Genomic DNA, 23,506 nt, shown 5'->3' with positions numbered 1-23,506 from the left:
AGATTTTTTAGCCAGATTGATGAACGTATTATTCCCCGCCAAGTATTTCAACTCCCAATGACAACAAGCCAAAAAGGCAACCCGTCAACCGGGTTACCTTCTCTGTTTTATAGAGGCCAATATATCTTCTTTAGGGGCATTAATGATTTAGCCTCTGAATCAAATGCATCATAATGCTGATTAATCAGCTCTACCAGTAGATCTGCATCTACCAAAGATACTGGAATGTTAGAACGTTCTGCTTCATATTTAGCCTCTCTGGTAAATCCACCTGTTGAAACATAAACCCCTTGATCACCGGGTCTTAATCCTCCGATAAAACTTCGAATTTCATTGGAACCCATCGCGTTTTTCCTATGTTTGACTTCCACCATAATTCTAGGCTGTTGTAGCCCCAAACCATCTGGCGATGCAATAATATCTCTTCCGCGATCAGGCCCTTTTACAGATATTCTTGTTTTGTATCCCATGCCTCTTAAGACACCAGCTACCAGACTCTGCATTTCTTCCCAATCTAAATGATTGAATTTGTCCTTTATAAATTCATGTGCTCTTTCAATTACATCTTCCTTGATTGTATCTAGTTCTGCCTGTTCTTTCTCAGTCTCTTCCGGTTGTGATTCAAAAGACTCAGCACTTTTGGATTTCAAAAAATGGATCAGTTCCTTCACTGTTTCATTTTGCAATGCAAAAAGAGTCATTATCGAACCTAGGGAATTCCGTGTGTTCGCTGTTAAAACATCTCGATTAACTAGCCCGTTCCACAACACCTTTCTATAGTGATTTTTGTCGGAAATAACCCCTTCACCAAATTCATAGTCTGACGTAATTTCCCCAATCAGATACTCGCGTGTTTGAGGATTATATGTAACAACCAAATCTCCTACTTTCATTTCATTAGCAAATCTGATTAACTGGCCCGCTGTTATATTTACTTTGCCATCCTTATAGTCAGGATACTCGTTACGAAGTCGCTTCTTCACATCATCGATATGTCTTACTTGGGCCAATGAACCTACTTCATTCCAACCAATGGCTATCATTTGTGTTTCTTTGAACTCTTCGAAGAGATATGCATTCTCTCCGGCTCTAATAAACCAATTATTTTTACTCATAAATTCCTCCATAACTTGCTTATTTCTAACTTAATTAGAAGTTTCGTCATGGAAATGACATTCCCTGCATGAAAACTGTATATAGTTCAGTAATTATTACACTTTGAACTGCAAGTTGATCGTTAACCAAATCTAAAAAGTGACCTGAATTATCTCAAGTCACCTCTTATTTTGTAATACTTTATGCAGCTTTGAACTCACTTTAACCTCTATTCCTTGTGAAAAGGGTTCCACCCTATGCCTTTGCCCGATGGCATCGCGCCAGGCACTCCGTCTGCTTCAAGCAGCGGACGGACAACCAACTTCACGGGCCACGCCTCGCTCTCGAACACCGCATGAGCGAGCTCGGCCCGGTCACCTTCAGGAAGCTGCACATGAGTCAGCGCTTCCTTCCAAGCCTGCTCCGTGATCTCCCATAACTTCGTTTCCGGGATGTGATACACCTCGCTCAGTGCCTCCATGATCGCAGCCAGATTCACCTGCGTCCCGAGCGACTGAACATAAAAGATCAGCTTCTGGATCGTCTCGTTATACAGACTGTTCGAGTAGCCAGGTCGAATATGATAGGCAGGGTCTGCAATGCCATGTTTGTCCAGATAAGGCTGATGCAGACGCACGGAATCATGATCGCGGAACAATAGACCTTTTACCTGATTATCCCGTAACACCAGACAGCAGTTCTGACCATGAATCTCAGGTACAACACCCACCTTGAACAGACGCATCACGATATCATAGAACGTCGTAGCTATACTCTTATAGAATTCCACCACGTCCGTACTGCTAAGGTCATCTCCCAGAATCTCCGTTAATAGATGATGTCCATCCAGATTCACACCCAGCGCAGCCATAGGGATGACTTTGTAGGATTCATCCAACAATTCAGGAGGATACACACGAATCTGTGCAGCCAGATGCCGGGGATGATCGTCGAACAATCCCATGGATTCGGGCATGAACCCCCACCAGTTCTGCTCTTCACACATATATACCTTGTCCTTCAACGTCTCGTCACAAGCAACGGCCTGTCTTAACATCTGTTCTCCAGCAAGACCATTCAACAGTTTGACTACTGGCAGATAACGAGCAGCCCCCAGCGACAGCACACTAACGGGTAGTTTGAGCATCAGATTAGATTCGGTTGATGGGGCCATCGAGCGCAGAGAGGATGTGGCCTGTACGTCGCCCGCTTCAATATCCAATACAACAATGCTGCCCTCTTCAATCTCTCCAGTGAAGCGAGGCAGGATCACATGCTGCAATTGCCACGGATGAACAGGCATCGGCAGATATTCGTAGAGCGTGATCCCTTTTCGGGCAAACTCGGCCTCCACCATTCCTCGCTGAACATCGTCTAAGACGTCCAAAATGGACAACCCATCTTCGCAACCTTGCTGCACGGCATCCAGCCGTATAGCCACCCAGCGTAACGAAATCGCCTTCCCGAATTCCGCTGCATACTGTGTAACATCTTCTGCGTTGAATCCCACCTTGGCTTTGGACGATGGGTGGAATGGACGATCCCGTAATGCCGCAACGCGCTCCCCTTTGATAAACCACTCATAAGCAGAGGCAGGAACGCAGGCGGACAGATACTGAACTTGTTCCCAGCCCAGAGCGTACTGCTCCACAGCAATATCCAGACTAGCTAGGAACTCCGCAACTCCAGGCTGCGCATAAGCCCCATCCGACAAAGCCCTCTGTAACACCGCACGTCCAACTTCTGCCGCAGAATCAAGGAGAACCCAGCTTCCATCTGGTTTCTCCTCATATATTGCTGAACCCTGAACCCACTGAATCGCTTGTCTCACTCCTGTTTCAATCAGACACAGTACACCTTGCGTATGCAATCTAATGTCAGAAGCACCATTCTGTATCTGCTCTTCGCCGTCATATTCCTTATACAATCGTCTGAATGGTGCAGGTGCTGCGGCAAAATTAATGAATGGGTGATCCTCCAGTGGGAGTAATTGCTCGGCCAAAAATGAATTCATCAGATCCGCCATAATCTGGCGTTCAGCGGCTTGCAGACTGGAATGCTTCATCAGTGTTGACATGATTATTGTCCTCCGTTAGATAATGGAATGCCGGGTGCGGATGCCCCAGAAAATCATGATGCGAGATGGTCCAGCAATAAGCTCCAGACTTTTCAAACAAAACAATATCTCCCACCCGCAGCAGTGCTACCTCCGCATCAGAATGCATGCGATCCTTGGGTGTACACAGCTCACCTACGATATGGACTCGACCATCCCTTACCTCTGGGCGGGCAAATGAATGCTTCCAACGCTCCGTCGTCATGATCTGAAACGGATGGTTATGCCCCCATGAAGCAGGCAGACGATTATGGTGCGTACCTCCTCTTAACACAACAAAATGCTGATCATGAGAAGTTTTGATATCCGTAACCTCTGCGGCATAATACCCGTGGTCTGCCACAAGCAGTCGACCAGATTCGAAATACAACTCACCTCCACGTGAAACAAGGCGTTGTCTGGCTTCACTTTGTTCCAGCAGGGAAGTAAACAACGACCAATCGAATCCGGGACTTCCATCATAAGTGACACCGAATCCCCCTCCTGCATTCACCACTTCCACAGGAAGACCATATTGTTGCTGCCATTGCTCTACCTTTTGCAAATACAGCTCAATCATCTCAGCATGCAGCCTGGCGTCCATATTGTTGGACAAAGAGTGAAAATGGAACCCGCTCAACCGAACAATACCCGCGCCTTCCACACGAATGAGTTCGATCGCTTCTTCCACCGACTCTTCATCGATGCCAAAAGGACTTGGCCCACCGCCCATGACAATCTTCGTCCGGGGTAACGTACTGCTTCGCAGATTGATTCGGAGCAGAATGCGTACTTCCTGCGTTTGCTTCTGTTGTTGTTTCTGTTGGGGCGCATGTTCTTGATCCTGCTTTTGCTGTCCTTGAATAGGTTCCTCTCTGTACTCCTGCGTGTACCTCAGCCCCAGTTTCTGCTCCCATTCTTGCTGCTGCCTGTTCTTCTGTACCTGCGCCTGCTCCTTCTCTCTATCTTTCGCAATCGCAATGATGCGCCGCAGCTCCAGCAGACTTTCCACATGGATATAACTCACGTCATTCTCGATTGCTAACCGCAGCTCGTTCTCCTTTTTACCCGGACCTCCAAACAGAATTGGAACCTCTCGACTTACAGCTCTAACTTTGAGCAACTCTCCAATGGAAGCCACTTCAAAGCCCTTTACCAATGGAAGCAACGCCTCAATGATGCGTGGATCAGGATTCGCCTTGATGGCATAGAACAACTGTGTATTTTCGGGCATGCTGCCCAGCATCTGACGTACCTGTTCCTGAATGCCAGCCAGATCATAGATATACGCACATACCGGGTCTTCCATCCCTCGTTGAAGTTCATCGATCGCCTGCCATACACTTGGTTTCATATCTGCCCACCCGCATTTCCTGTAGTCATTCCGTTTTTGGGCATACGCCCGAAATGCCGTATTTCGGTCATCCCCCAGCACGTATATATGTACTCCCCGCTCAGCCCAGAGCGCCATGTCTTCCATGCCTCTCGTGACCGTAGCATAAGGTACTTCGCGCTGCTGCGCGGTAGCATGCAATTCATCCAGCGCACGTCTCACATCCGGGTGCTCGGTCTGCCATGGCACGCCGAGGGATTGCGACAGATCCGCCGCACCTTCCAATACAAAACTCACCCGAGGGTGAGACAGAATCTGTGCACTTTGCCGAACTCCCTCTGCACTTTCAATCATGGGGACAATCATCACTTGTTCGTTCGCTTCCCCAATGTATCCCGTGAGAGGATATTTCCCAAATACCCCAGGACGACCACTATTCAGACTCCGCATGCCAACCGGATGATAGTAAGCGTGACGAACCGCTTCTTCCACCTGCTCCAACTGCTCGACATGCGGAATAACGATGCCCTGTGCGCCACAGTCCAGCACTTTAAGAATCTCCGCTCGCTCTACCTTCGAGATACGTACCAGCGGAGTTAGGTCTACCAGTTCCGCCGCCCGGATCAATTCCTCTACCGAATCCATCGATGTTGCGGCATGTTCCAGATCAATAATGACAAAGTCATATTCCGCATGTCCGATCATCTCAATGATGACTGGGTGCGGTATGGATACAAAAAGGCCATACACGGGCTGTTTACGTGAGATTTTTTCCTTCAGCGTGTTCATTCTCATTCGACGATTCCCTTTAATTCAAGCGTTCCCTGTGATTCCAGTGCATCCTTCGATACCTTGAGCGGATTGCTCGCCTTACGGAAATACAACTCCCCATCCCCATACAGACGGCGCTTGGTCATCTCTTCGATCAGTGCATCTTCGGCAAAAAGGTCAAATGCAACAAACCGCTCTGCGTATTCCGGGTGCTGCTTCTGATAATTCACAATTACACCTGCGCACAGCTGCCAGAATGACTGCTCTGACAATCCAAACTTCTCAAAGGCCAACGCAATATCCGTCATACAGATAAAGAAGAATGCGTCATACGTATAGTCACGGACTTCCGACACATCTTCCGCATAGATGAAAGAATACCGATTGAACTTGCGATGAGTTTCCGGCTCGGGGTTCAGCTTCGGTGCCCTTTCCGGATGTAACAGTTGATCCGGTACATAGCGAACACCATCATGCAGATCCTTGATAATAATCCGTTTCGGGAGATCGTCTTCCAGTACCAAAATGATATTCTGAGCATGAGATTCCAGTGCAATCCCGTGTGCATAGAGCAGATGGATAATCGGCAGTGTAACCGTGCGAACGAGGGCCTCGCTCCACTTTTCCACGCCATGTCGTTCTACAGCATCCTGGATAAATGGAACACCATCCGCTTGTACCAACATCAGCGCATTCAGCGGCCACGCCGTCTCACCTTGCTTCAGGTGAACCGATACATTCTCCCGCCAGATGCCTCCGAGTGTGCCGTAGGCCCGTCCATACTGCGTTGCAGGCAACTGCTCATAACGGAACGACAGTCCCATGATTTCTTTTAAAAGGCCAAACTGCGCCCGCTGCAACAGCTCATCTTCACGAACGAGATTATCCAGCCAATCGCTGATCAACGGTGCGTTCTGGGTCGTATGCTGTGCCAGAATCCGCGTGCTCGACGTGTTGGTAATGCTGAGAGCCAGCTTAATGTAAGGAGCTTCGGGGTTCACCCGGTTCGACAGCGAACGGATTGACTGCTGTGCACGATAGGGCGAAGACGATGGACCGAGATACACGATGTCTCCATCCATCAGTTGACGGGCATATACCGACTCCAACTGGTGCTCCCACTGCCACGGATGAACCGGAATGAACACATATCGATCATCCGCGTCAGAACCTGTCTTACCGTCACCCTCCAGAACCTCTTGAAATCGCTCTACGTCCTCCGCAGTCAGATGCTGCCTTACCAATTCTTCAGAACTATATCCCGCGGATACAGCGGTCTGAGCGAGTTCTTTTTTCACAGCCACCCAGACTAATGAAACTTCAGAGTTAAACTCAGGACCATAGGCCAGATTGTCTTTCAGAGAAAACCCTAACCTCGACTTGTAACTCGGGTGATACAGATGACCGTCGGTCATGTGACTTTCGAGCGCATCATAATGCCGATCTTCTAGCGGAATGTTCAACGGCAATATCGCCCGGCACTGGCTGTCCTTTGCCATCGTTTCGAGCAGCTCCTGAATAAAAGCCGTCACATTGGCACCCTTCAATGAGTTCAGCACGATTTCCTCCAAAAACAGATCCAGATCGGTGCAGGGTACGCCTTCCCTTTGAATCGAACCCTTCTTCACCTTCACTCGGCCAAATGAAAACTTTCGTTCGGCTTCACACGTGTACGCCACAGAATCGCCGGAAGATGTAAGGCCGCTGGTTCGCCATTCGCTTCCACTCATATCACTGTCCAAAATGCCTTCGAACCACATCGCCTCCAGCGTCTGCCGCATGATCCGTTCCTGTACATTTACGTATATCGCTTCTGTCCTGCCGCCTGCTTCAGCCCTGTATCCCACGACTCCCACGCACTTCACTCCCTATTCGTTTCATTACATTGCTCACTGGCACGTAGGCTGGAGTCTGACTGATACCCCTTAGACAACTCACCAGATTTTGTTTGGCCAGAAATGCATCCGTTATCAGCAGATGTTGCACATATGCATTGCCCGTTCGTTCCAGTTCCTCCACAAGTACCTCACGTACTTGCTTCCAGAAATGCTCCTCCGGGACGTTCACATCTCGCGCCATGGCATGAATCAGAGACCCCAGATGATTGACGATAAAGTAGTACGATGTCCGCGCCCAGGCGTTCTCTCGCGAATAAAATAATAAATCGGACGCAGCACAATCCTGCTCACGGATAAGTTCCTCATCCACACTGACCCCTTCCAGATCGCGGACGATAAAATCCACAGGCATGCCATCCTTTAATGTCACAAGCGTATTCTGCAAATGGGCTTCAAAATGAATGCCTTTCTCTCCCGCCGCCCGTACAATCGGCAGCAGAGAACATGCCAGATAACGATCCATCCAGCGCTCAGCTATGTCACGTCCACCACCCAGCATCGTCATCAGTCGCGACCGCATCCCGGGAATCGGTGCTTCAACCAGACTGGATAAGACATACGTATTCTCGACGTCAAACTCAACGGGCCGATAAGCTATCGTAAACAGACTGGTTAACTCTTCATCATCAAAGTTACATGTCGCTACGCCTGTCTCATACGCAATATGGGTGTGCGGTTCAGCACCGAAACAGTCATGCTGGCTGACGTATTTGGAGGCATCCAATGTTCTGCGCATCTGCTCAGCACTATTGGTGCGAATCATGTTGGTGATCTGCATGTTCAGTGACAGCTTGATATTGCAGTTCCATTCGGGAACATATACCGTACGGACCGAAGAAGTCGGATAGACGATTGGCCCCGCACTGCCAAGCAGAATTAATTTTTCATCTCGAATATAGTGCTGTACCTCGGACAACCGAGATATATATGCGTATTGCCATGGATGGACGGGAAGCAGCCCATACATCTCACTCTTTCCTTTTAAAATAGGCTCCATATGACTCCGCAGGAGATCATGCAAATCCATTGCCGCCTCGTCATCGACCCATTCCTGCACGTAGACATCCTGCCTCACCGCGATATAACAGAGTTGAAACGATGTGCGCAGCTCCGGACTGTACTTCTGAACATCCTGCTCGCTGAAGCCTTTGGAATTCTTCGGGAACGGGTGAAACGGATGACCAACCAACAAAGACTGTTCCGATGTGCGATAGTCGTTGATGTCGAGACCCGCTGCTTGTTCGATATACAAGGTAAGGTTACGTACACTGTTATCTACCTTTTGTGCAAAATCTCTGGCATACGCCGCCTCGACACGGTTCGTATTTTCACCCAATGGATGTATATTCTCCAGCTCAAGTGAACTCTTCATTTCCACCGCACTCTTCAACATTCCACGTTGATCCAAACTCGCTCCCTGTTCCCCATTCCCGCTTAATTCAGATGTGATCCAACGAACCAGGTCGCGATAATGCACGGTTTCCCCGCCAGATTCCATGCTGAGGTATTCATGCTCCCCAATGGCAGAGTAATAAGACAAGCGACCTGTCACCGTCACCCCGCTGGCTTGAAAAGCAACCGCGTACGTCAGCGTATTCGGATTGATCCGAATATCGCTTTCTTTCTCTAGCGCAAGCTCACGTATGTAACAGTTCAGCAACAGCTTGCACGAATGTTCATGGGCCTGCTGCTCAGCCTCAGACCGGAGCTTGTTTTCCATCTCGAACAATGATGCCAACCTTCTTTCGGGTTATAAGTAAGACCAGGGGAAGTGTAAGCAGTATGGCACAGCCAAGTCCGATACAGATCTCTTTGAGCGCTCCCCATTTTGCCATCTCCATGGACGTTCCTGTCCCGGCTAGCCATTGCCAGCGCATATCGTAATACAGGGTCATACCCATCACCGCAAACGAAGAAGCCAGCCGCTCAATCGTGGTTGATAACACTGACCCTTCGTGCATGTCTTCGTCCGGTAATGCTTGCAGGCCAATTGCAGAGATACTCATGCCTGACAGACCAACGCCAATTCCACGGCACGCCATGAGCATACCGATGATCCAGATCGATGCTCCCATCGGCAGAACCGCAAACGACAAGATCGATATGGACACCAGCAACGTACCCCATGCGATAAAATGCATGGACCGACCGCGATCCAGCAAACTGCCGCCAATCCACATGAACAGACTTGTACAGATCGACAAGGGAATGAACAACGCACCGGACAGGGCCGGCGACAGGTGGAAGACGTCCTGGAACAATAACGGCAATGCAAAGATCACGCCAAACATGACACAATCCTGAATGGTCGAGATCAGCACGGTCAGTGGAAAGACGGCATTACGCCGCAGTAACTGGTACCGGATCAGTGGTTCCTTGCGACCATTCTCGGTTTGGACAAAACGAATAAGCAACACCACACCAAGCGCAATCAGCATCCAAGGTACCCATACTGCCACGACAGGACTTGCGTACAACTGTACCCCCAGACTAAGGGCACCTACAGCGCAGATCAGCATTATGACACTGGATGGATGCCATTTTTTCCTACGTGCAGGGATATAGGTCTGAATGACTCGACCGCACCCGATGAACGAGAATATAGCCAGCGGCACATTAAGCCAGAACAGCATTTCAAGCCGTCCATACTGAATGATGAAACCGCCCAGCGTTGGCCCAGCCGCAGGAGCCAGCATTAGCAGCAACCCCCACGCTCCTGTAATTCGTCCCCTTACCTCCGGTCCATATACATCAAACAGCAACACAAGTGATAACGGAATCATCAGCCCGGCGGCAACCCCATGCATGAAACGAACCAGCAAGAGTACTTCGATGGAGTGATAAAACAACGCACCTGCCACCGAGAACAGTCCATAGATACTGATGCCCAACATATACGTCTGCTTACGCCCCAGTCGGTCCACAATTAGGGAAGCCAGTGGCATTGTTAATGTCATGGCGAGCATGTAGAGGGCGATGATCCATCCTCCTGCTGTCGTAGAGATCTGATAATATTGCACAAAATAAGGCAGCAGCAGGTTGAATGCACTGTTGGTTAGTACCAGCGAAAAAGCACCGAGCAGAATCGCGAGTAATACGGCATGCCTCTTCATCAGGGACAGCTTCAGCATGCAGCCGTTGCTAAGGCAATCGCTTCAGCTACCGATTTCTCAAAGATCGCCAGGATCGCGCCCGATTCTTGTTCCGTAATATTCAGTGGCGGCAGAAAACGAACAACCGCTGAATGACGCCCGCCCAGTTCCACAATTAGTCCATTCTTGAAACATTCACGCTGAATAGACTCAGCCAGCGCACCATTAGGCAGATAATGTCCCAGACGATCCTTCCGTCCCATTGGATCAACCACCTCAACGCCAATCATCAATCCTCTGCCTCGCACATCACCAATCTCTGCATACCGCTCTTTCAATGCATTCAGTTGATTCATGAACTGCTCACTGCGCAGATGCACGTTGTGTAGAACATCCTGTTCCCGGATATAACGAAGTGTGGCAAGTCCCGCAGCCATGGCCAGCTGATTGCCACGGAACGTTCCTGTGTGTGCACCAGGCTGCCATTGGTCCAGCTCTTCCTTATAGATGACGACAGACATGGGCAGACTTCCGCCGACCGCTTTGGAGCAGATGATTACATCGGGTATAATTCCGGCATGTTCAAATGAAAACATTCGGCCTGTGCGTCCGATGCCTGTCTGCACTTCGTCGATAATGAGTGGAATGCTTCGCTCTGCTGTGATTCGGCGCAGCTCCTTCAGCCATTCAATGTCTGCCGGAATCGCCCCGCCCTCGCCCTGCACCGTCTCCACAATGACTCCGCACGGTGCGGCAATACCGCTCTCGCTATCATCGAGCAAGTTCTCGATATACTGTGCGCTTAACCGGGCCGTCATGCCTTCACCAACACCAAATGGGCAGCGGTATTCATAAGGAAAAGGCAGGAAATGAACATCCGGCAGCAGGCTTTGCAAATGTTGTTTCTTGCTCAGGTTGCCACTCATCGACATCGTTGCTTGGGTCGAACCGTGATAACCACCCTGAAAGGCAAGAATGGACTTGCCGCCTGTTGCATGTTTAACCAGCTTAATGGCTGCTTCTACGGCATCCGCTCCGGTTGGACCACAGAACTGGATTTTGGCCTTGTTCTGCATCTCTGCTGGAAGAATGGAGAACAGTTCTTGCATATATGAGAGCTTCAGCGGCGTTGCCAAATCCAGTGTATGTAGCGGAATTTGCTGATCCAGGACATCGCGAATGGCATTGACCACCGTGTCATGGTTATGCCCTAGCGCCAATGTTCCTGCACCAGCCAGGCAATCGTAGAATACGCGGCCTTCCGTATCCGTAATCTTCACCCCATGGGCCTTGCTAATGACAAGCGGGAAATGTCTGGGGTACGATCTTGCATTGGACTCCTTCTCATTTTGCATCTTCAGATATTCCGTCTGCACTTCTACTGACATAGCCCTTTAACGCTCCTTATCATCGATTCAGGCTTAACTGCTGCCTGTGATTCTTGTTCTGCACTATTCATATATGGCAAGGTGTCTTGGTTCAAAATCATGGTAAGTTCCGATTTATATATGATGGTATCTATCATCCATCATCTGATATTCGTTATATATTGTCATCTATACGTTGTTATAAGTTATACGACTTATATTCAAGTTGTTCCTGACACAAGTATTCCAGATATAACCGAACCACATCACGAGTTGTCCCCCCATGGGGAAAGACGTGGTGTGTCAGATCCGGCAAGGCGTTCACTTCCAGAATGCCCCCTTCTTCTCTGGAGATCGGCGTGCGGATATCACGACAACGAACATCGACCCCTGCTACATCAATCTGAAGAGTTTGGGCCGCCTGAACGATCATTCGCGCATTCTCGGGATGAATGATTTCGGTACAATCCTTGTAGAATTCACTGATTTTTCCGGCGGCTGAGTTACGGAGATCATATAGCTCGATTTCTTCACCAGCAGCAGGAACTTCATCCAGAGTTGTCCCTTGTGCATGCAATACCTCCAGCAGTCGTTCCGTTTCTGCATCCACCTGGGGAAACGCTTCATACTCGCCAATGTTCGTCATCGCGATTCGATCCTGATTCAACTGCTCAATTAACGCCCGAACGGTTGAAGTTCCGTCTCCTTCGACATAGACAGGTCGATACTGGTTCACAGCCACCACTTCACCGTTGATAATCAGCACTCTGTAATCGATCCCGGTCACATATTGCTGTAACATAATGCTGCTGCCGTGGACACTCGCAAGACGAATGGCTGCCTCCAGTTCATCAGCGGTACGCACATCCAACGTCACGCCCATGCTGCTGCTCGCATCCAGTGGTTTCACTACAATGGAGCCGTATTTTTTCAGAAAAGCTACTGCTTCGCTCCCCATCTCCGGGATCACGATAAATGATGGTACAGGCATCCCCTGTTCATGCAGCAACATATTACATGCCTGCTTGTTCTTCGCGAGCAGTCCAGCGATTAACGGCAGACGATGAGATCTGGTCTTGTTAATGATGATCTCTTTATCCCCTACAGACAGCTTCAGAAAATCTTCGCATCCCTCAAGAAGTGGCTCACAGGTGATGCCCATTTCTCTCGCTTTGCTTATAATGAGTCGGTTTTGCAGATTATGAATCCCTTTCGGAAACACTGAAAATCCTCCTCGATCGAATGAAAGTACTCGCTCATACGTTCATCAATATTTATTGTGATTGATATTGATATTGATAATGATTATCAATATCATATAAAATCTATTTTATGGCAATTTGTTCTTTGTTGTCAATAATAAACTTTTAAGGAAAAATAAGATTGATTTTGAAGTAAGTTTATGTCGGCGTGGTTTTGTTACATCGAATAACAGGTACAACATACGCGGCAATCTCTGAATCAGATGAAACCAAGAGTTTGCCTGTTCCTGTTATCTGCATTGAACGTAGAAGCGTTGACGAGGAGGGTTAAAAATAGAGATATAGCTTGAATCATTCATCGAATCTTTATTGAAGTAATCATGGAACACGTAGAGAAATACTTAATGGTTTAAATTGAGACAGGTCGGACAGTAATTCTTGGGATCTTCGTCAGTCGATATTCCGCAGCCAAAATCTGCATCTTCAGATCCTCAGGCCAGCTGAGTGTAACGCTGTTCTCCATTCAGCTTCCTTCCCCTTCCATGCGGGATAATGGTTGGTGTGCCGGACAGTGGACCCGACTGCAATCTCACACTCCATCTGGAAAACCTTCTGGACCATGTCCTGTGTAACGAGATCTTCCGGTTTACCTTTCTACGTAGATGGACTTGTTGTAAACAGCCACAATGTGATGTAACCCGTCTCCCTTTTTCTGATAAATGATATTGAATCTCATTATCAACTGAATTGTAATGGAGATGAAATCATTATACAAGCATTTATTTGGAAAAAATTTTCATTCTACTTCAAACCATATCACTTCTGAAATCAATGATATAATCCAATTCCACATAAACCGTATATGTAATTTTTTCTTTCTTACTTAACATACCAATTTCTCTTCTTACTTTTAGCTTCATCTAGTGCAAGCCCTTTTTGCTGGTGAAACATTATTCATTCATATGCATTCATATGCATCCAACCAAGGGTTTTACTGTAAAACAATTCCTGTAATTTCTTGTCGCACTATGTTAGATTATCCATTGGAATAAAATCACATCTATAGATAGGGGATATTAACACGTGAAGAAATCATGGGTACTATCAATCATTATGAGTTTTGTCTTGCTTGGCGGGGTATTCGCACCTGCGGGGTCCTACGCCTCAGCTGCGGATGACTCAACCACTACATATTCGGAAGACGAATACTATGAAGAAGTTGACACGTCCGAACAAGAACCGATCCCTACAGTCGAAGAAGAAGATTTCCTCAACTACCTGGATCAGTTGGATACCGCGTCGGTATATGAGGAGAAAGCCTTTAATGCTTTGGGAGGTGGATTTTACATTACATCATCCAATCGCAAGTCCGTTTACCTGAAACTGACCAACACAGCGGTTCCTAACTACACCAAATATGTATCCAAGCTGAAGTTGATTAAACCGCAAAATGCGGAATTGAAAAAAATCCATGCCAACTTGATCAAAGGTAGCTATACACAGCTGGAAGGATTCCAACTTGCTAAAAAAGCGGTCTCCAAAACAACGGTAAACAGTGCTCTCCTGAAACAATCCAATGCCAAAATTGCTGCTGGCAAGAAAAATATCGAGAAGTTTCACAAAGAATTCTCTGCATACGCCAATAAACTTGGATTTGATTTATAAAAAACAGTAATTGCAGATATGCATCCTACATTTCGAATAAAACAATTTGAAATTTAAGGAAGAAAAGTGTTTTCTTTTGCTGAGTTAATTCGTATAATAACACTATAATCAAAAGGCTATGCTGCCGAAAGGTACAACCTCGTGAACAATTGAGGTTGTGCCTTTTTTTGCGTTCATGGCCGCATTGATCTGAAATCTCATCATTTAACGAGGAGTGTTTTACATGATTCTTGAAGCCATTTACCATCGCCCCAAACTCAATTGGTCCTATGCTTATGACCGCTCGACCATGCATTTGCGACTTCGTTCCAAACGTGATGATCTGGATGCAGTGATTGCCATTACCGGGGATAAATATGCCTGGGACCGAACGATCACACACATTCCCATGCACATCTTTGCCCGGGATGAAATGTTCGATTATTGGGAAGCCGAGACTTCACCTCCCTATCGCAGATTACGGTATGGCTTCCAATTGATTCAGGGAGAGGAATCGGTCTGGATGACAGAGCGCGGATTCGAGCAGGCGCTGCCTGATCATCCACTGGAGTTTTTTGATTTTCCATTTATGAATCCGGTCGACATTTTTGAACCGCCTGCGTGGGTGAAGGACGCCGTGTTTTATCAGATTTTCCCGGAACGTTATGCGAATGGTGATCCCTCCATCAGTCCCAGCAATGCAGAACCCTGGGGAGGAGAACCCACACCGGTGAACTTCTTCGGTGGCGATCTGCAAGGTGTACTTGATCATCTGGATCACATCAGCCAACTGGGCATCAATGCCATCTACTTCTGTCCGCTGTTCGAGGCCACTACGAATCACAAATATAATACAGGCGATTACATGAAGGTTGATCCTCACTTTGGAACCAATGAACAGTTCAAGGCGTTCGTGGAGGCCTGTCATCAGCGTGGCATACGTGTCGTTCTGGATGCGGTGTTCAATCATTCCGGCAGAGAGTTCCCTCCTTTTGTTGATGTCATGAAGAATGGAGCCGCTTCCCCCTACGCAGACTGGTTCTATATCAAAGACTGGCCGCCTCGTGTGGAAGATGGCATTCCAACTTATGATACCTTTGCCTTTGAACCGCTTATGCCAAAGCTCAACACGGAACACCCTGAAGTGAAGGCATACCTGCTGGAGGTAGGACGCTTCTGGATCGAGGAGATGGACATTGACGGATGGAGGCTCGATGTGGCCAATGAGGTGGATCATCAGTTCTGGCGTGAATTCCGTCAGACGGTAAAAGCCATCAAACCTGATGCGTATCTGCTCGGTGAGATCTGGCATGATTCACTCATGTGGCTTCAGGGAGACCAATTCGATGCTGTGATGAATTATCCGTTTACCAATTCGGTATTGGACTACACCGTGAACGGAAAACTCGACGGACTCGGATTTGCCAATGAGATCGGCAAACTGCTTGCAGCCTATTCACAAACGGTTACTGAAGCCGCCTTCAATCTGCTCGGAAGTCATGATACACCCAGACTGCTGACCTTGTGTGATGGAGACGAGCGCAAGATGAAACTTGCCGTTACGTTGCTGCTTACGTATCCAGGTGTGCCATGTATTTATTATGGAGACGAAGTGGGGCTTGACGGGGGATATGATCCGGGTTGCCGCAAGTGTATGGAATGGGATGAGACCAAGCAGAACCGTGAACTTCTGGAATTCTTCACCCATTCGATTGCCCTTCGCAAACAGCACCCTGCGCTGCGCAGCACGGAACTGAAGATTGTATATGCAAAAGCCGGAGACCCTTGTCTCGCCATCGAACGATCGGATTCGCATACGGGTGAGCGCATGCTTCTTGTGCTGAATGCGGGAGATGAGCCATGTACTCTTGAACTCCCTTTGGCAGAGCGTAACGTTTGGCGGAATCTGTACACATCAAACACCGTGGAAGCTAGGCAAAATAAACTGACCCTCGATCTGGAAGCATACGGCTTCTCCCTACTCCAAATGGAGGTCAAACAACCAGCTGAGGCCTGATATAAATACAGCTAACAAGGAAAAAAACATCAAAGAGGCTGTCTCCTAGGTCATATTGTCGACCAGAGACAGCCTCTCCTACATCTTATACGTCATATCCTAACGAACCCACCACACATTAATTTCTTCATTTTATAAGCGGGCTCAATGGCTAACGAATCAGAGAAATATTATTTCGTTCAGGATATCGACATCATCGGTTTACGGATTTTTTTCATTCTCGAACTTACGAGTTCTCCCTGTGTAATTACGATTTTCTGCGGAATCTTGTATGAAGGCAGCTTGTCCCGACAATATTCCCAGATGGACCGCCGCAGATCGGTAAGAGTACATTCTGTAGCCAGCCGGATAGTCACTTTCACTCTCTGACCCATGATACCACTCGGTTCTCCCGAAACTACCGCCGCTTCAATACATTCCATCTCTTCCAGAACACCCTCAACCTCGGCAGGATATACCTTCCGTCCCCCTATGTTAATAATCTCCGAACGGCGGCCCAAAATTCGAATGTACCCCTGCTCTAATACGGCTTCATCTCCGGTACGCAGCCATCCATCCTCTGTAAAGGGTGATGGTGCATTCAGATATCCGATCATCGCTGTTGCTGTACGAATCTGCAATTCTCCTTCCACCACCCGGTACTTGACCTCTTCATCTTGAATGGAGAACAGCAGAGAACCTGGTTCTTTGGAGCGGGTTGGCAGAATACCAAGTTCAGACATGCCATAGGCCTGTATCGTTCTGATCTGTGGAAATCTCCGGTTCCAGGCTGCCAGTACAGATTCAGGCATCACTTCCGATCCGTATGATACAACCTCGAGACTGGACAGGTCATACCCCTCATCATTTCTGCCCAGCAGCAACAGATTCATGAATGTTGGGGAGACAGGCAGCGCCTGTACACGAAACTTCTCAATCGTCCGGCACACTTCTTCGGGAGATCGATCCGCAATGATACACAGACATCCCCCACTGGACAGGGATTGCAGCATTGTATTCACACCGCCGATATGATCAAACATCATGAATGGAATCGTTCGCAAGGGCCGAACCTGCCGCCGAAAACGATGTAACAGCCGATCTGCACGATGCACAGTCGCTTTACTCACTCCGGTTGATCCGGATGAAAAGAGTACCAGTCCTCCTACACCCTCCTGTGCTAGCGTAGTTAACAACACAGGAACCTCTCCAGAAGTTTCACACGTTTGCCGAATGCATAGCTTGCCTTCTTCAACGCCCAACCGCCATTTCACCTGTGCCAGTTCGATGTATTCCTGTCGTTTGGCTTCAACCAGGTACCGATCCATGGGGAGCACGATACACCCTTGTCCGAGCAAAGCAACCAATGCCGCCGCTGCATATGGGGAATAGTCATCCTCCAGTGTTACAAGTTGCCCCGTCAGCCCTTCTGCTATAATCCACTCACCCATAATGCCAACCCGTTCCAGCAGCCACTGATAGCTGTACTCCTGATCCTTCCAGATCAGTGCAGGATGCTGTCCCTGTTCCTCGAATCGTTTAAGCAAGAATTGGTTTAACATTTTGCTTCCTCCTCACCGGCAGGCGAATATTGTTGTGCGAGATAATCAACAAGTGAGCCTACCGTCTGATAGGGACTTTCCGGCATGGAAGCAGCAGCTATCTCCGCCAGAGCAGCTCCCATTCCCGTACCCCATCGATCTTCGATTCCCTGCTCCACCACAGCAAGCAATGACACGAGTTCCAGCGAATCCAGTTGCCCATTTCGTCCGTATAGCGGAGCGTTACCGCCCTCACCAAGCGGAATCGATGTATTATGGTATGCATTTAACTCCCGGCAACTATCCAGCACGATACGAAGCAGAACCTCCCTGTGTTCTTGTTCAATCATTGGCACGTTCTGACGTTGAAAGCAATCTGCCTGAGGCATGGACTGTCGAAGCGACTCATACCAGTGCCATTCATCCGTGACCAACATTTTAATGGCACCTGTCAGTTGTACTTTCCAGTGCTCGTGATTCTTCATCCGGCTGACCTGCAGCATATTGTATGCCTTCTCCCACCGTACAATGATGTCGTTGAATTTTCTTGCATATTGATCAAGTGGTGAACCTAGCCATAAGGCAGACTCCTGAAGAAGATCTCGCAGAAAATACCGGCTCCATCGCATATCGAACAGCAGACCCGAAATTAACATTTCATTGGATTGATCCCCTTCTTTCGTTCCATGCAACGTATCCAGGAGCTGCAGAGACACCGCATGTCCAAAATAATAATTCCGCTCTCCTTGTGTAATCGTCCGGCCTGTCAGAAATTCTTCAATCTGCGTTGTTAACGCCTGGGTCAACATGTCTCGGTACCCGGCAGAGTCAAGCTGCACAGTTGCCCGAATGTCCATGGTGCCAAACGTTCGGAGTTTTTCTTTGCGCTTCGCCTGAGCAAGCTCGGGTATGCATTGGTTCCCTTTCCAGAAATCATGAAAGGCTCTTTGAGCAACCTTCCCCTTGTACTTGGAGGGCACTGGATCATAGACGTGAACATGCTCATCTTCCAGACCATACACGGCAATCCAATGGTCTACCAGATGCAGTCGGGAGCCTTGCTTCACGTGTTTGCGAATGTATTCGGGATTCTGATAATCCTCACAATAAGGCAGATGATAACTGGTTCCTGTAGCCAAAAAAAGCCCACCATCGCCGATATGCTGCCTAATCTGCGCCTTGCCTTCCTCGAAGCTGTCCAGCTCTCGCTGACCATACATCTCCCAGATCGGCTCAACATAATCCAGTTTGTGAAAATAAGGCTTCACCAGTCCGTTATCCCCGCACGATGGAAGGCTGTACAACCGGCTTGCCGCCAGCAGTGCAAGACTTGTGATGGATCCTTGCTGATGGAGCACTTCATGAATCAGAGGGAAATTGCAGGGATAATAATAGGGAATGTCCAGCACTGGAGCGAATGAAGGAATGATCATTTTGGGCCTCCTGTTCCCGTTTTGGCTGAAGTACTGCCCCAGGATTGGATTAAATAATGTACAGACATATCATCTGTCGCTCGAAATACCCGATTGACAACAGGTTTGCCATCCACATCGGTCTCGAAGCGGCGGAAACCGCGAGTAAACCGGAAGGAGAATCCACTATCACGCGGAACTCGGTAACAACCTTCATATCGACCTATACCGGAACGGACAAGTTTCATGCCCATCCCACCATATATCGTTTCCTCCCGCCCTTCCTCTGAGGCTACCTCTGCATGAATGCAGACCTCCACATGAGTGGACAATTTAGGAACGACAGTGTAGATGCGTGTAGCAGACAGTCCCCCCATATTCAGCGTGATGGATGCACTTCCAATACCGACAGGCACCAGTTCTCCACTCGAACGAACCTGGATTACATCCGGGTCACTTGAAGAATAATTCCCATGCAGCAGACTCTGAACCCACCCGCTCTCATAGTGCATTTGTGCATTGATACACACGGTCATTCCACCCTGTAGTCCGATGACATCCCTGCCAAGCAGTTTGAGCGAGGTGGGTTTACCAACGTGGCCGAACATGTATAGTAACGGGAGATGAACGCGTGCTCCCCAGTCACCTTCCTGATGACAGGCATCCGGCTGTTCCAAAAATGCCAAGTCCTCATCCGATCTGACTCCGCGTTCAAGTAATTGATGAGCTACCCTTCTGACCTGGGAAGGCAGAAACAGACCTTCCGTGTCTCCAATATCCATCCACATCCGAACGTCGGGTACCTCTTCTGGCAAGCGATACATGTTTTCTTCCAACAGCCCGCTTTCCGATGTTTCGTCCAGCTGCACATCCACATAGAATGGCGATATCATGATCAGTTTTCCGAAAACATCGGGATTTCGCATTCCCATGTGAAATGTACAAAGTGCAGCAGCAGATGAACCCAACAGCCCGGTATTCTCCTTGTCCGGCAACGTCCGGTAACGATGATCAATGATCGGCTTGAGTTCATGAATGATAAAATGCTCATAAGCGATGCCTGAGCACCCCACACTCACGGCCTCTCTCTCCGGAGCGATGAAGTGATAGAATTCGTTGTGCGTGACTGGACGGATATGCGTAATGCCGACAATAATCAGTGATTCAATCTGCCCGGAAGAAATAAGACCGTCTGCTGCCTGATCCATGTTCCATGTTTCATTGCCTGGCCCGGACGGACCAAATGCCCGCTGCCCTGCATGAACGTACAGAACCGGATAATGCCGAGCTGTCTGCTCATGGTAACCGGGCGGGAGATACACATAAATGTTGCGGATATTGCCCAGCCGTGACGCCTGAATGCCTTCCAAACATTCGATGACAGAATGGGTACTCAACGATCATCAACCGCCTCTCTTCTCCCGATTCGACTGCATAATACAAATAACCCCGCCTCAGAAGAGACGGGGTTGTCCCAAAACACACGTGCGTGTCCCGGGATACATAGCCCTTATATTGTGAATCTGCGAATAGTTTAATGCGCGAACGTACTTTTGTAAACATAAAAATAGAAAATAAATGCTCTCAAAAAAGTTATTGACATAAGATCCAATATTTCTTACGATAACGTTGTGATCATAACTCGAGGGCCATGCTTTTAAACCAGAGCGGTTTAGGACAACCCCGGTAACTCCCGAAGGAGATGCCGGGGTTGTTGGCGTGTCAAAAGGAGGGAAGTCTTCAATCCACTGCGTATCATTCCGTTGTATTGAAAGCGCTATTATTCAAGAGCCAGGTTGGTTGTTTATTTAAACTACTACATTCACGAGAAGGGTGGATTACTATGTTTCAAATGGCCAAACGTGTACTCCTCAGCACAACACTGACACTCAGTTTACTTGCAGGAGGCGCACTTCCCTATCTGCCTGCTTCCGCGATCTATGCCGATGCGGATACCGCAGTTACCAACAAGCAGAACTTTAGTACAGACGTCATCTATCAGATCTTTACGGACCGCTTCCTGGACGGCAATCCTTCCAACAATCCCACCGGAGCTGCCTACGATGCTACATGTAGCAACCTGAAGTTGTATTGCGGAGGAGACTGGCAGGGCCTGATCAACAAAATCAACGATAACTATTTCAGCGATCTGGGCGTTACGGCATTGTGGATCTCCCAGCCGGTTGAGAATATCTTCGCCACGATCAACTATGGCGGCGTAATCAACACAGCTTATCATGGCTACTGGGCACGTGATTTCAAAAAGACCAATCCGTATTTCGGAACGATGGCTGACTTTCAAAATCTGATTACAACCGCTCATGCCAAAGGCATCAAGATCGTAATTGACTTTGCACCGAACCATACGTCTCCTGCCATGGAAACCGATACGTCCTTTGCTGAGAATGGCAAGTTGTACGATAATGGTAACCTGGTTGGCGGATACACAAATGATACAAATGGATTTTTCCATCACAACGGCGGCTCCGATTTTTCCTCCCTGGAGAATGGTATCTACAAAAACCTCTATGACCTGGCTGACCTGAATCACAATAACAGTACCATTGACCAATATTTCAAAGATGCAATCAAGCTCTGGCTTGATATGGGCGTGGACGGCATTCGCGTGGATGCGGTGAAACATATGCCTCTCGGCTGGCAAAAGAGCTGGATGTCCTCCATCTATGCACACCAGCCAGTATTCACCTTCGGTGAATGGTTCCTGGGATCTGCTGCATCCGATGCGGATAACACGGAATTTGCCAACGATTCCGGGATGAGCCTGCTTGATTTCCGCTTTAACTCTGCCGTACGTAACGTCTTCCGGGATAACACATCCAACATGCATGCCCTCGATTCGATGATTACAGGTACAGCGGCAGATTACAATCAGGTGAATGATCAAGTTACGTTTATCGACAACCATGATATGGATCGCTTCAAAACAAGTGCCGTCAATAACCGTCGTCTGGAACAGGCGCTGGCCTTCACGCTGACTTCACGCGGCGTACCTGCCATCTATTATGGTACCGAACAGTATCTGACAGGTAACGGGGACCCTGACAATCGGGCCAAAATGCCTTCTTTCTCCAAAACAACAACAGCCTTCAACGTCATCAGCAAGCTGGCCCCTCTTCGCAAATCTAATCCGGCCATTGCCTACGGCTCCACGCAGCAACGCTGGATCAATAATGATGTGTATATCTATGAGCGCAAATTCGGCAAAAGTGTAGCTGTTGTTGCCGTGAACCGTAATCTCTCCACACCAGCGAGCATTGCGAATCTAAGCACTTCACTGCCAACAGGCAACTACACCGATGTACTGGGCGGCGCACTGAACGGTAATAACATCACTTCCACCAATGGTACCGTCTCTTCATTCACTCTGGCAGCCGGAGCAACCGCGGTCTGGCAGTATACAACAAGTGAAACAACACCAACGATCGGACATGTAGGTCCGGTGATGGGTAAACCGGATAATGTTGTTACCATTAGCGGACGTGGATTTGGCTCCTCCAAAGGTACCGTATACTTCGGTACAACAGCCGTTACCGGTGCTGCTATCACCTCATGGGAAGATACACAGATCAAAGTGACGATCCCAGCTGTTGCCGCAGGCAATTATGCTGTGAAGGTAGCTGCGAATGGCGTCAACAGCAATGCGTATAACAACTTCACCATCCTTACGGGTGATCAGGTCACTGTACGATTTGTCATTAACAACGCTTCCACCACTCTGGGTCAGAACATCTATCTTACAGGTAATGTGGCAGAACTCGGCAACTGGAGTACGGGCACCACCGCTATTGGACCTGCTTTCAATCAAGTTATCCATGCCTACCCAACTTGGTACTATGATGTGAGCGTTCCTGCCGGTAAACAACTGGAGTTCAAATTCTTCAAGAAAAATGGAGCAACCATTACGTGGGAAGGTGGCTCCAACCACACGTTCACCACACCAACCAGCGGAACAGCGACTGTAAATGTAAACTGGCAATAGAATATTCTGTCCACAAGCTAACCCGGAGTAGTTACGCTAACGCAGCGTGTGCTCCGGGTT

14 protein-coding genes are annotated in these 23,506 nt (G+C 48.3%); 3 read left to right on the top strand and 11 right to left on the bottom strand.

The genetic code is table 11. From position 1 onward, the window contains the following. Positions 1–107 precede the first annotated feature (107 nt). From F0220_RS05025 to F0220_RS04980, 8 genes are all read right to left on the bottom strand, one after another. Complete coding sequence (locus F0220_RS05025; RefSeq protein WP_149846293.1) at positions 108–1,115, bottom strand: restriction endonuclease; 1,008 nt, start codon at positions 1,113–1,115, stop codon at positions 108–110. A gap of 209 nt (positions 1,116–1,324) precedes the next feature. Further along, positions 1,325–3,172, bottom strand: coding sequence for an IucA/IucC family protein (locus F0220_RS05020; RefSeq protein WP_149846292.1), 1,848 nt, complete (start codon positions 3,170–3,172; stop codon positions 1,325–1,327). Then, positions 3,132–5,318, bottom strand: coding sequence for an aldolase/citrate lyase family protein (locus F0220_RS32795; RefSeq protein ID WP_223199851.1), 2,187 nt, complete (start codon positions 5,316–5,318; stop codon positions 3,132–3,134). The genes F0220_RS05020 and F0220_RS32795 overlap by 41 nt, the downstream gene beginning before the upstream one ends. Further along, on the bottom strand, positions 5,315–7,150 hold the full coding sequence (locus F0220_RS05000) for an IucA/IucC family protein (protein WP_149846291.1): 1,836 nt from the start codon (positions 7,148–7,150) through the stop codon (positions 5,315–5,317). Before F0220_RS05000 ends, F0220_RS32795 begins: the two co-directional genes overlap by 4 nt. Then, entirely contained in the window at positions 7,125–8,912 is a 1,788-nt protein-coding gene (locus F0220_RS04995) for an IucA/IucC family protein (RefSeq protein ID WP_223199850.1), read from the bottom strand. The genes F0220_RS05000 and F0220_RS04995 overlap by 26 nt, the downstream gene beginning before the upstream one ends. Next, a complete protein-coding gene (locus tag F0220_RS04990; RefSeq protein ID WP_223199849.1) occupies positions 8,890–10,323 on the bottom strand; it encodes an MFS transporter in 1,434 nt (477 codons plus the stop codon). Before F0220_RS04990 ends, F0220_RS04995 begins: the two co-directional genes overlap by 23 nt. Next, positions 10,317–11,672, bottom strand: coding sequence for a diaminobutyrate--2-oxoglutarate transaminase (locus F0220_RS04985; protein ID WP_149846289.1), 1,356 nt, complete (start codon positions 11,670–11,672; stop codon positions 10,317–10,319). Before F0220_RS04985 ends, F0220_RS04990 begins: the two co-directional genes overlap by 7 nt. 178 nt (positions 11,673–11,850) lie before the next feature. Beyond that, a complete protein-coding gene (locus F0220_RS04980) occupies positions 11,851–12,873 on the bottom strand; it encodes an ATP-grasp domain-containing protein (RefSeq protein WP_091015875.1) in 1,023 nt (340 codons plus the stop codon). Between the two features lie 1,063 nt (positions 12,874–13,936). On the opposite strand from F0220_RS04980, the gene F0220_RS04975 reads away from it, so the two are divergent. Next, complete coding sequence (locus F0220_RS04975) at positions 13,937–14,518, top strand: hypothetical protein (RefSeq protein WP_105600992.1); 582 nt, start codon at positions 13,937–13,939, stop codon at positions 14,516–14,518. Between the two features lie 223 nt (positions 14,519–14,741). After that, the gene (locus F0220_RS04970) at positions 14,742–16,514 is read left to right on the top strand and encodes an alpha-glycosidase (RefSeq protein WP_149846288.1); all 1,773 of its coding nucleotides are present in this window, start codon (positions 14,742–14,744) and stop codon (positions 16,512–16,514) included. A gap of 179 nt (positions 16,515–16,693) precedes the next feature. On the opposite strand, the gene F0220_RS04965 is transcribed toward F0220_RS04970, so the two are convergent. The 3 genes from F0220_RS04965 to F0220_RS04955 are packed head-to-tail and all read right to left on the bottom strand — an operon-like array spanning position 16,694 to position 20,843. After that, positions 16,694–18,055: an ANL family adenylate-forming protein gene (locus F0220_RS04965; RefSeq protein ID WP_149846287.1), complete on the bottom strand. Its 1,362-nt coding sequence runs from the start codon at positions 18,053–18,055 to the stop codon at positions 16,694–16,696. Beyond that, a complete protein-coding gene (locus F0220_RS04960) occupies positions 18,049–19,467 on the bottom strand; it encodes a cysteine peptidase family C39 domain-containing protein (protein WP_149846286.1) in 1,419 nt (472 codons plus the stop codon). The genes F0220_RS04965 and F0220_RS04960 overlap by 7 nt, the downstream gene beginning before the upstream one ends. Continuing rightward, entirely contained in the window at positions 19,464–20,843 is a 1,380-nt protein-coding gene (locus F0220_RS04955; RefSeq protein ID WP_149846285.1) for an alpha/beta hydrolase-fold protein, read from the bottom strand. Before F0220_RS04955 ends, F0220_RS04960 begins: the two co-directional genes overlap by 4 nt. A 446-nt stretch (positions 20,844–21,289) precedes the next feature. On the opposite strand from F0220_RS04955, the gene F0220_RS04950 reads away from it, so the two are divergent. Further along, on the top strand, positions 21,290–23,446 hold the full coding sequence (locus F0220_RS04950; RefSeq protein WP_149846284.1) for an alpha-amylase family glycosyl hydrolase: 2,157 nt from the start codon (positions 21,290–21,292) through the stop codon (positions 23,444–23,446). Positions 23,447–23,506 lie beyond the last annotated feature (60 nt).

It is taken from the genome of Paenibacillus sp. 37 (assembly GCF_008386395.1).
GTDB lineage: Bacteria > Bacillota > Bacilli > Paenibacillales > Paenibacillaceae > Paenibacillus > Paenibacillus amylolyticus_B.
The sequence above is the reverse complement of the archived record's forward strand: the minus strand, read 5'-3'. Positions and strand labels throughout refer to the sequence as shown.

Excerpts from the sequence above, each read along its gene's own strand:
- F0220_RS04985 (WP_149846289.1), bottom strand. The coding sequence starts at position 11,672 with ATGTCAGTAGAAGTGCAGACGGAATATCTGAAGATGCAAAATGAGAAG.
- F0220_RS04970 (WP_149846288.1), top strand. The coding sequence starts at position 14,742 with ATGATTCTTGAAGCCATTTACCATCGCCCCAAACTCAATTGGTCCTAT.
- F0220_RS04950 (WP_149846284.1), top strand. The coding sequence starts at position 21,290 with ATGTTTCAAATGGCCAAACGTGTACTCCTCAGCACAACACTGACACTC.
- F0220_RS32795 (WP_223199851.1), bottom strand. The coding sequence starts at position 5,318 with ATGAGAATGAACACGCTGAAGGAAAAAATCTCACGTAAACAGCCCGTG.
- F0220_RS05020 (WP_149846292.1), bottom strand. The coding sequence starts at position 3,172 with ATGTCAACACTGATGAAGCATTCCAGTCTGCAAGCCGCTGAACGCCAG.
- F0220_RS04990 (WP_223199849.1), bottom strand. The coding sequence starts at position 10,323 with ATGCTGAAGCTGTCCCTGATGAAGAGGCATGCCGTATTACTCGCGATT.
- F0220_RS04960 (WP_149846286.1), bottom strand. The coding sequence starts at position 19,467 with ATGATCATTCCTTCATTCGCTCCAGTGCTGGACATTCCCTATTATTAT.
- F0220_RS04965 (WP_149846287.1), bottom strand. The coding sequence starts at position 18,055 with ATGTTAAACCAATTCTTGCTTAAACGATTCGAGGAACAGGGACAGCAT.
- F0220_RS05025 (WP_149846293.1), bottom strand. The coding sequence starts at position 1,115 with ATGAGTAAAAATAATTGGTTTATTAGAGCCGGAGAGAATGCATATCTC.
- F0220_RS04995 (WP_223199850.1), bottom strand. The coding sequence starts at position 8,912 with ATGGAAAACAAGCTCCGGTCTGAGGCTGAGCAGCAGGCCCATGAACAT.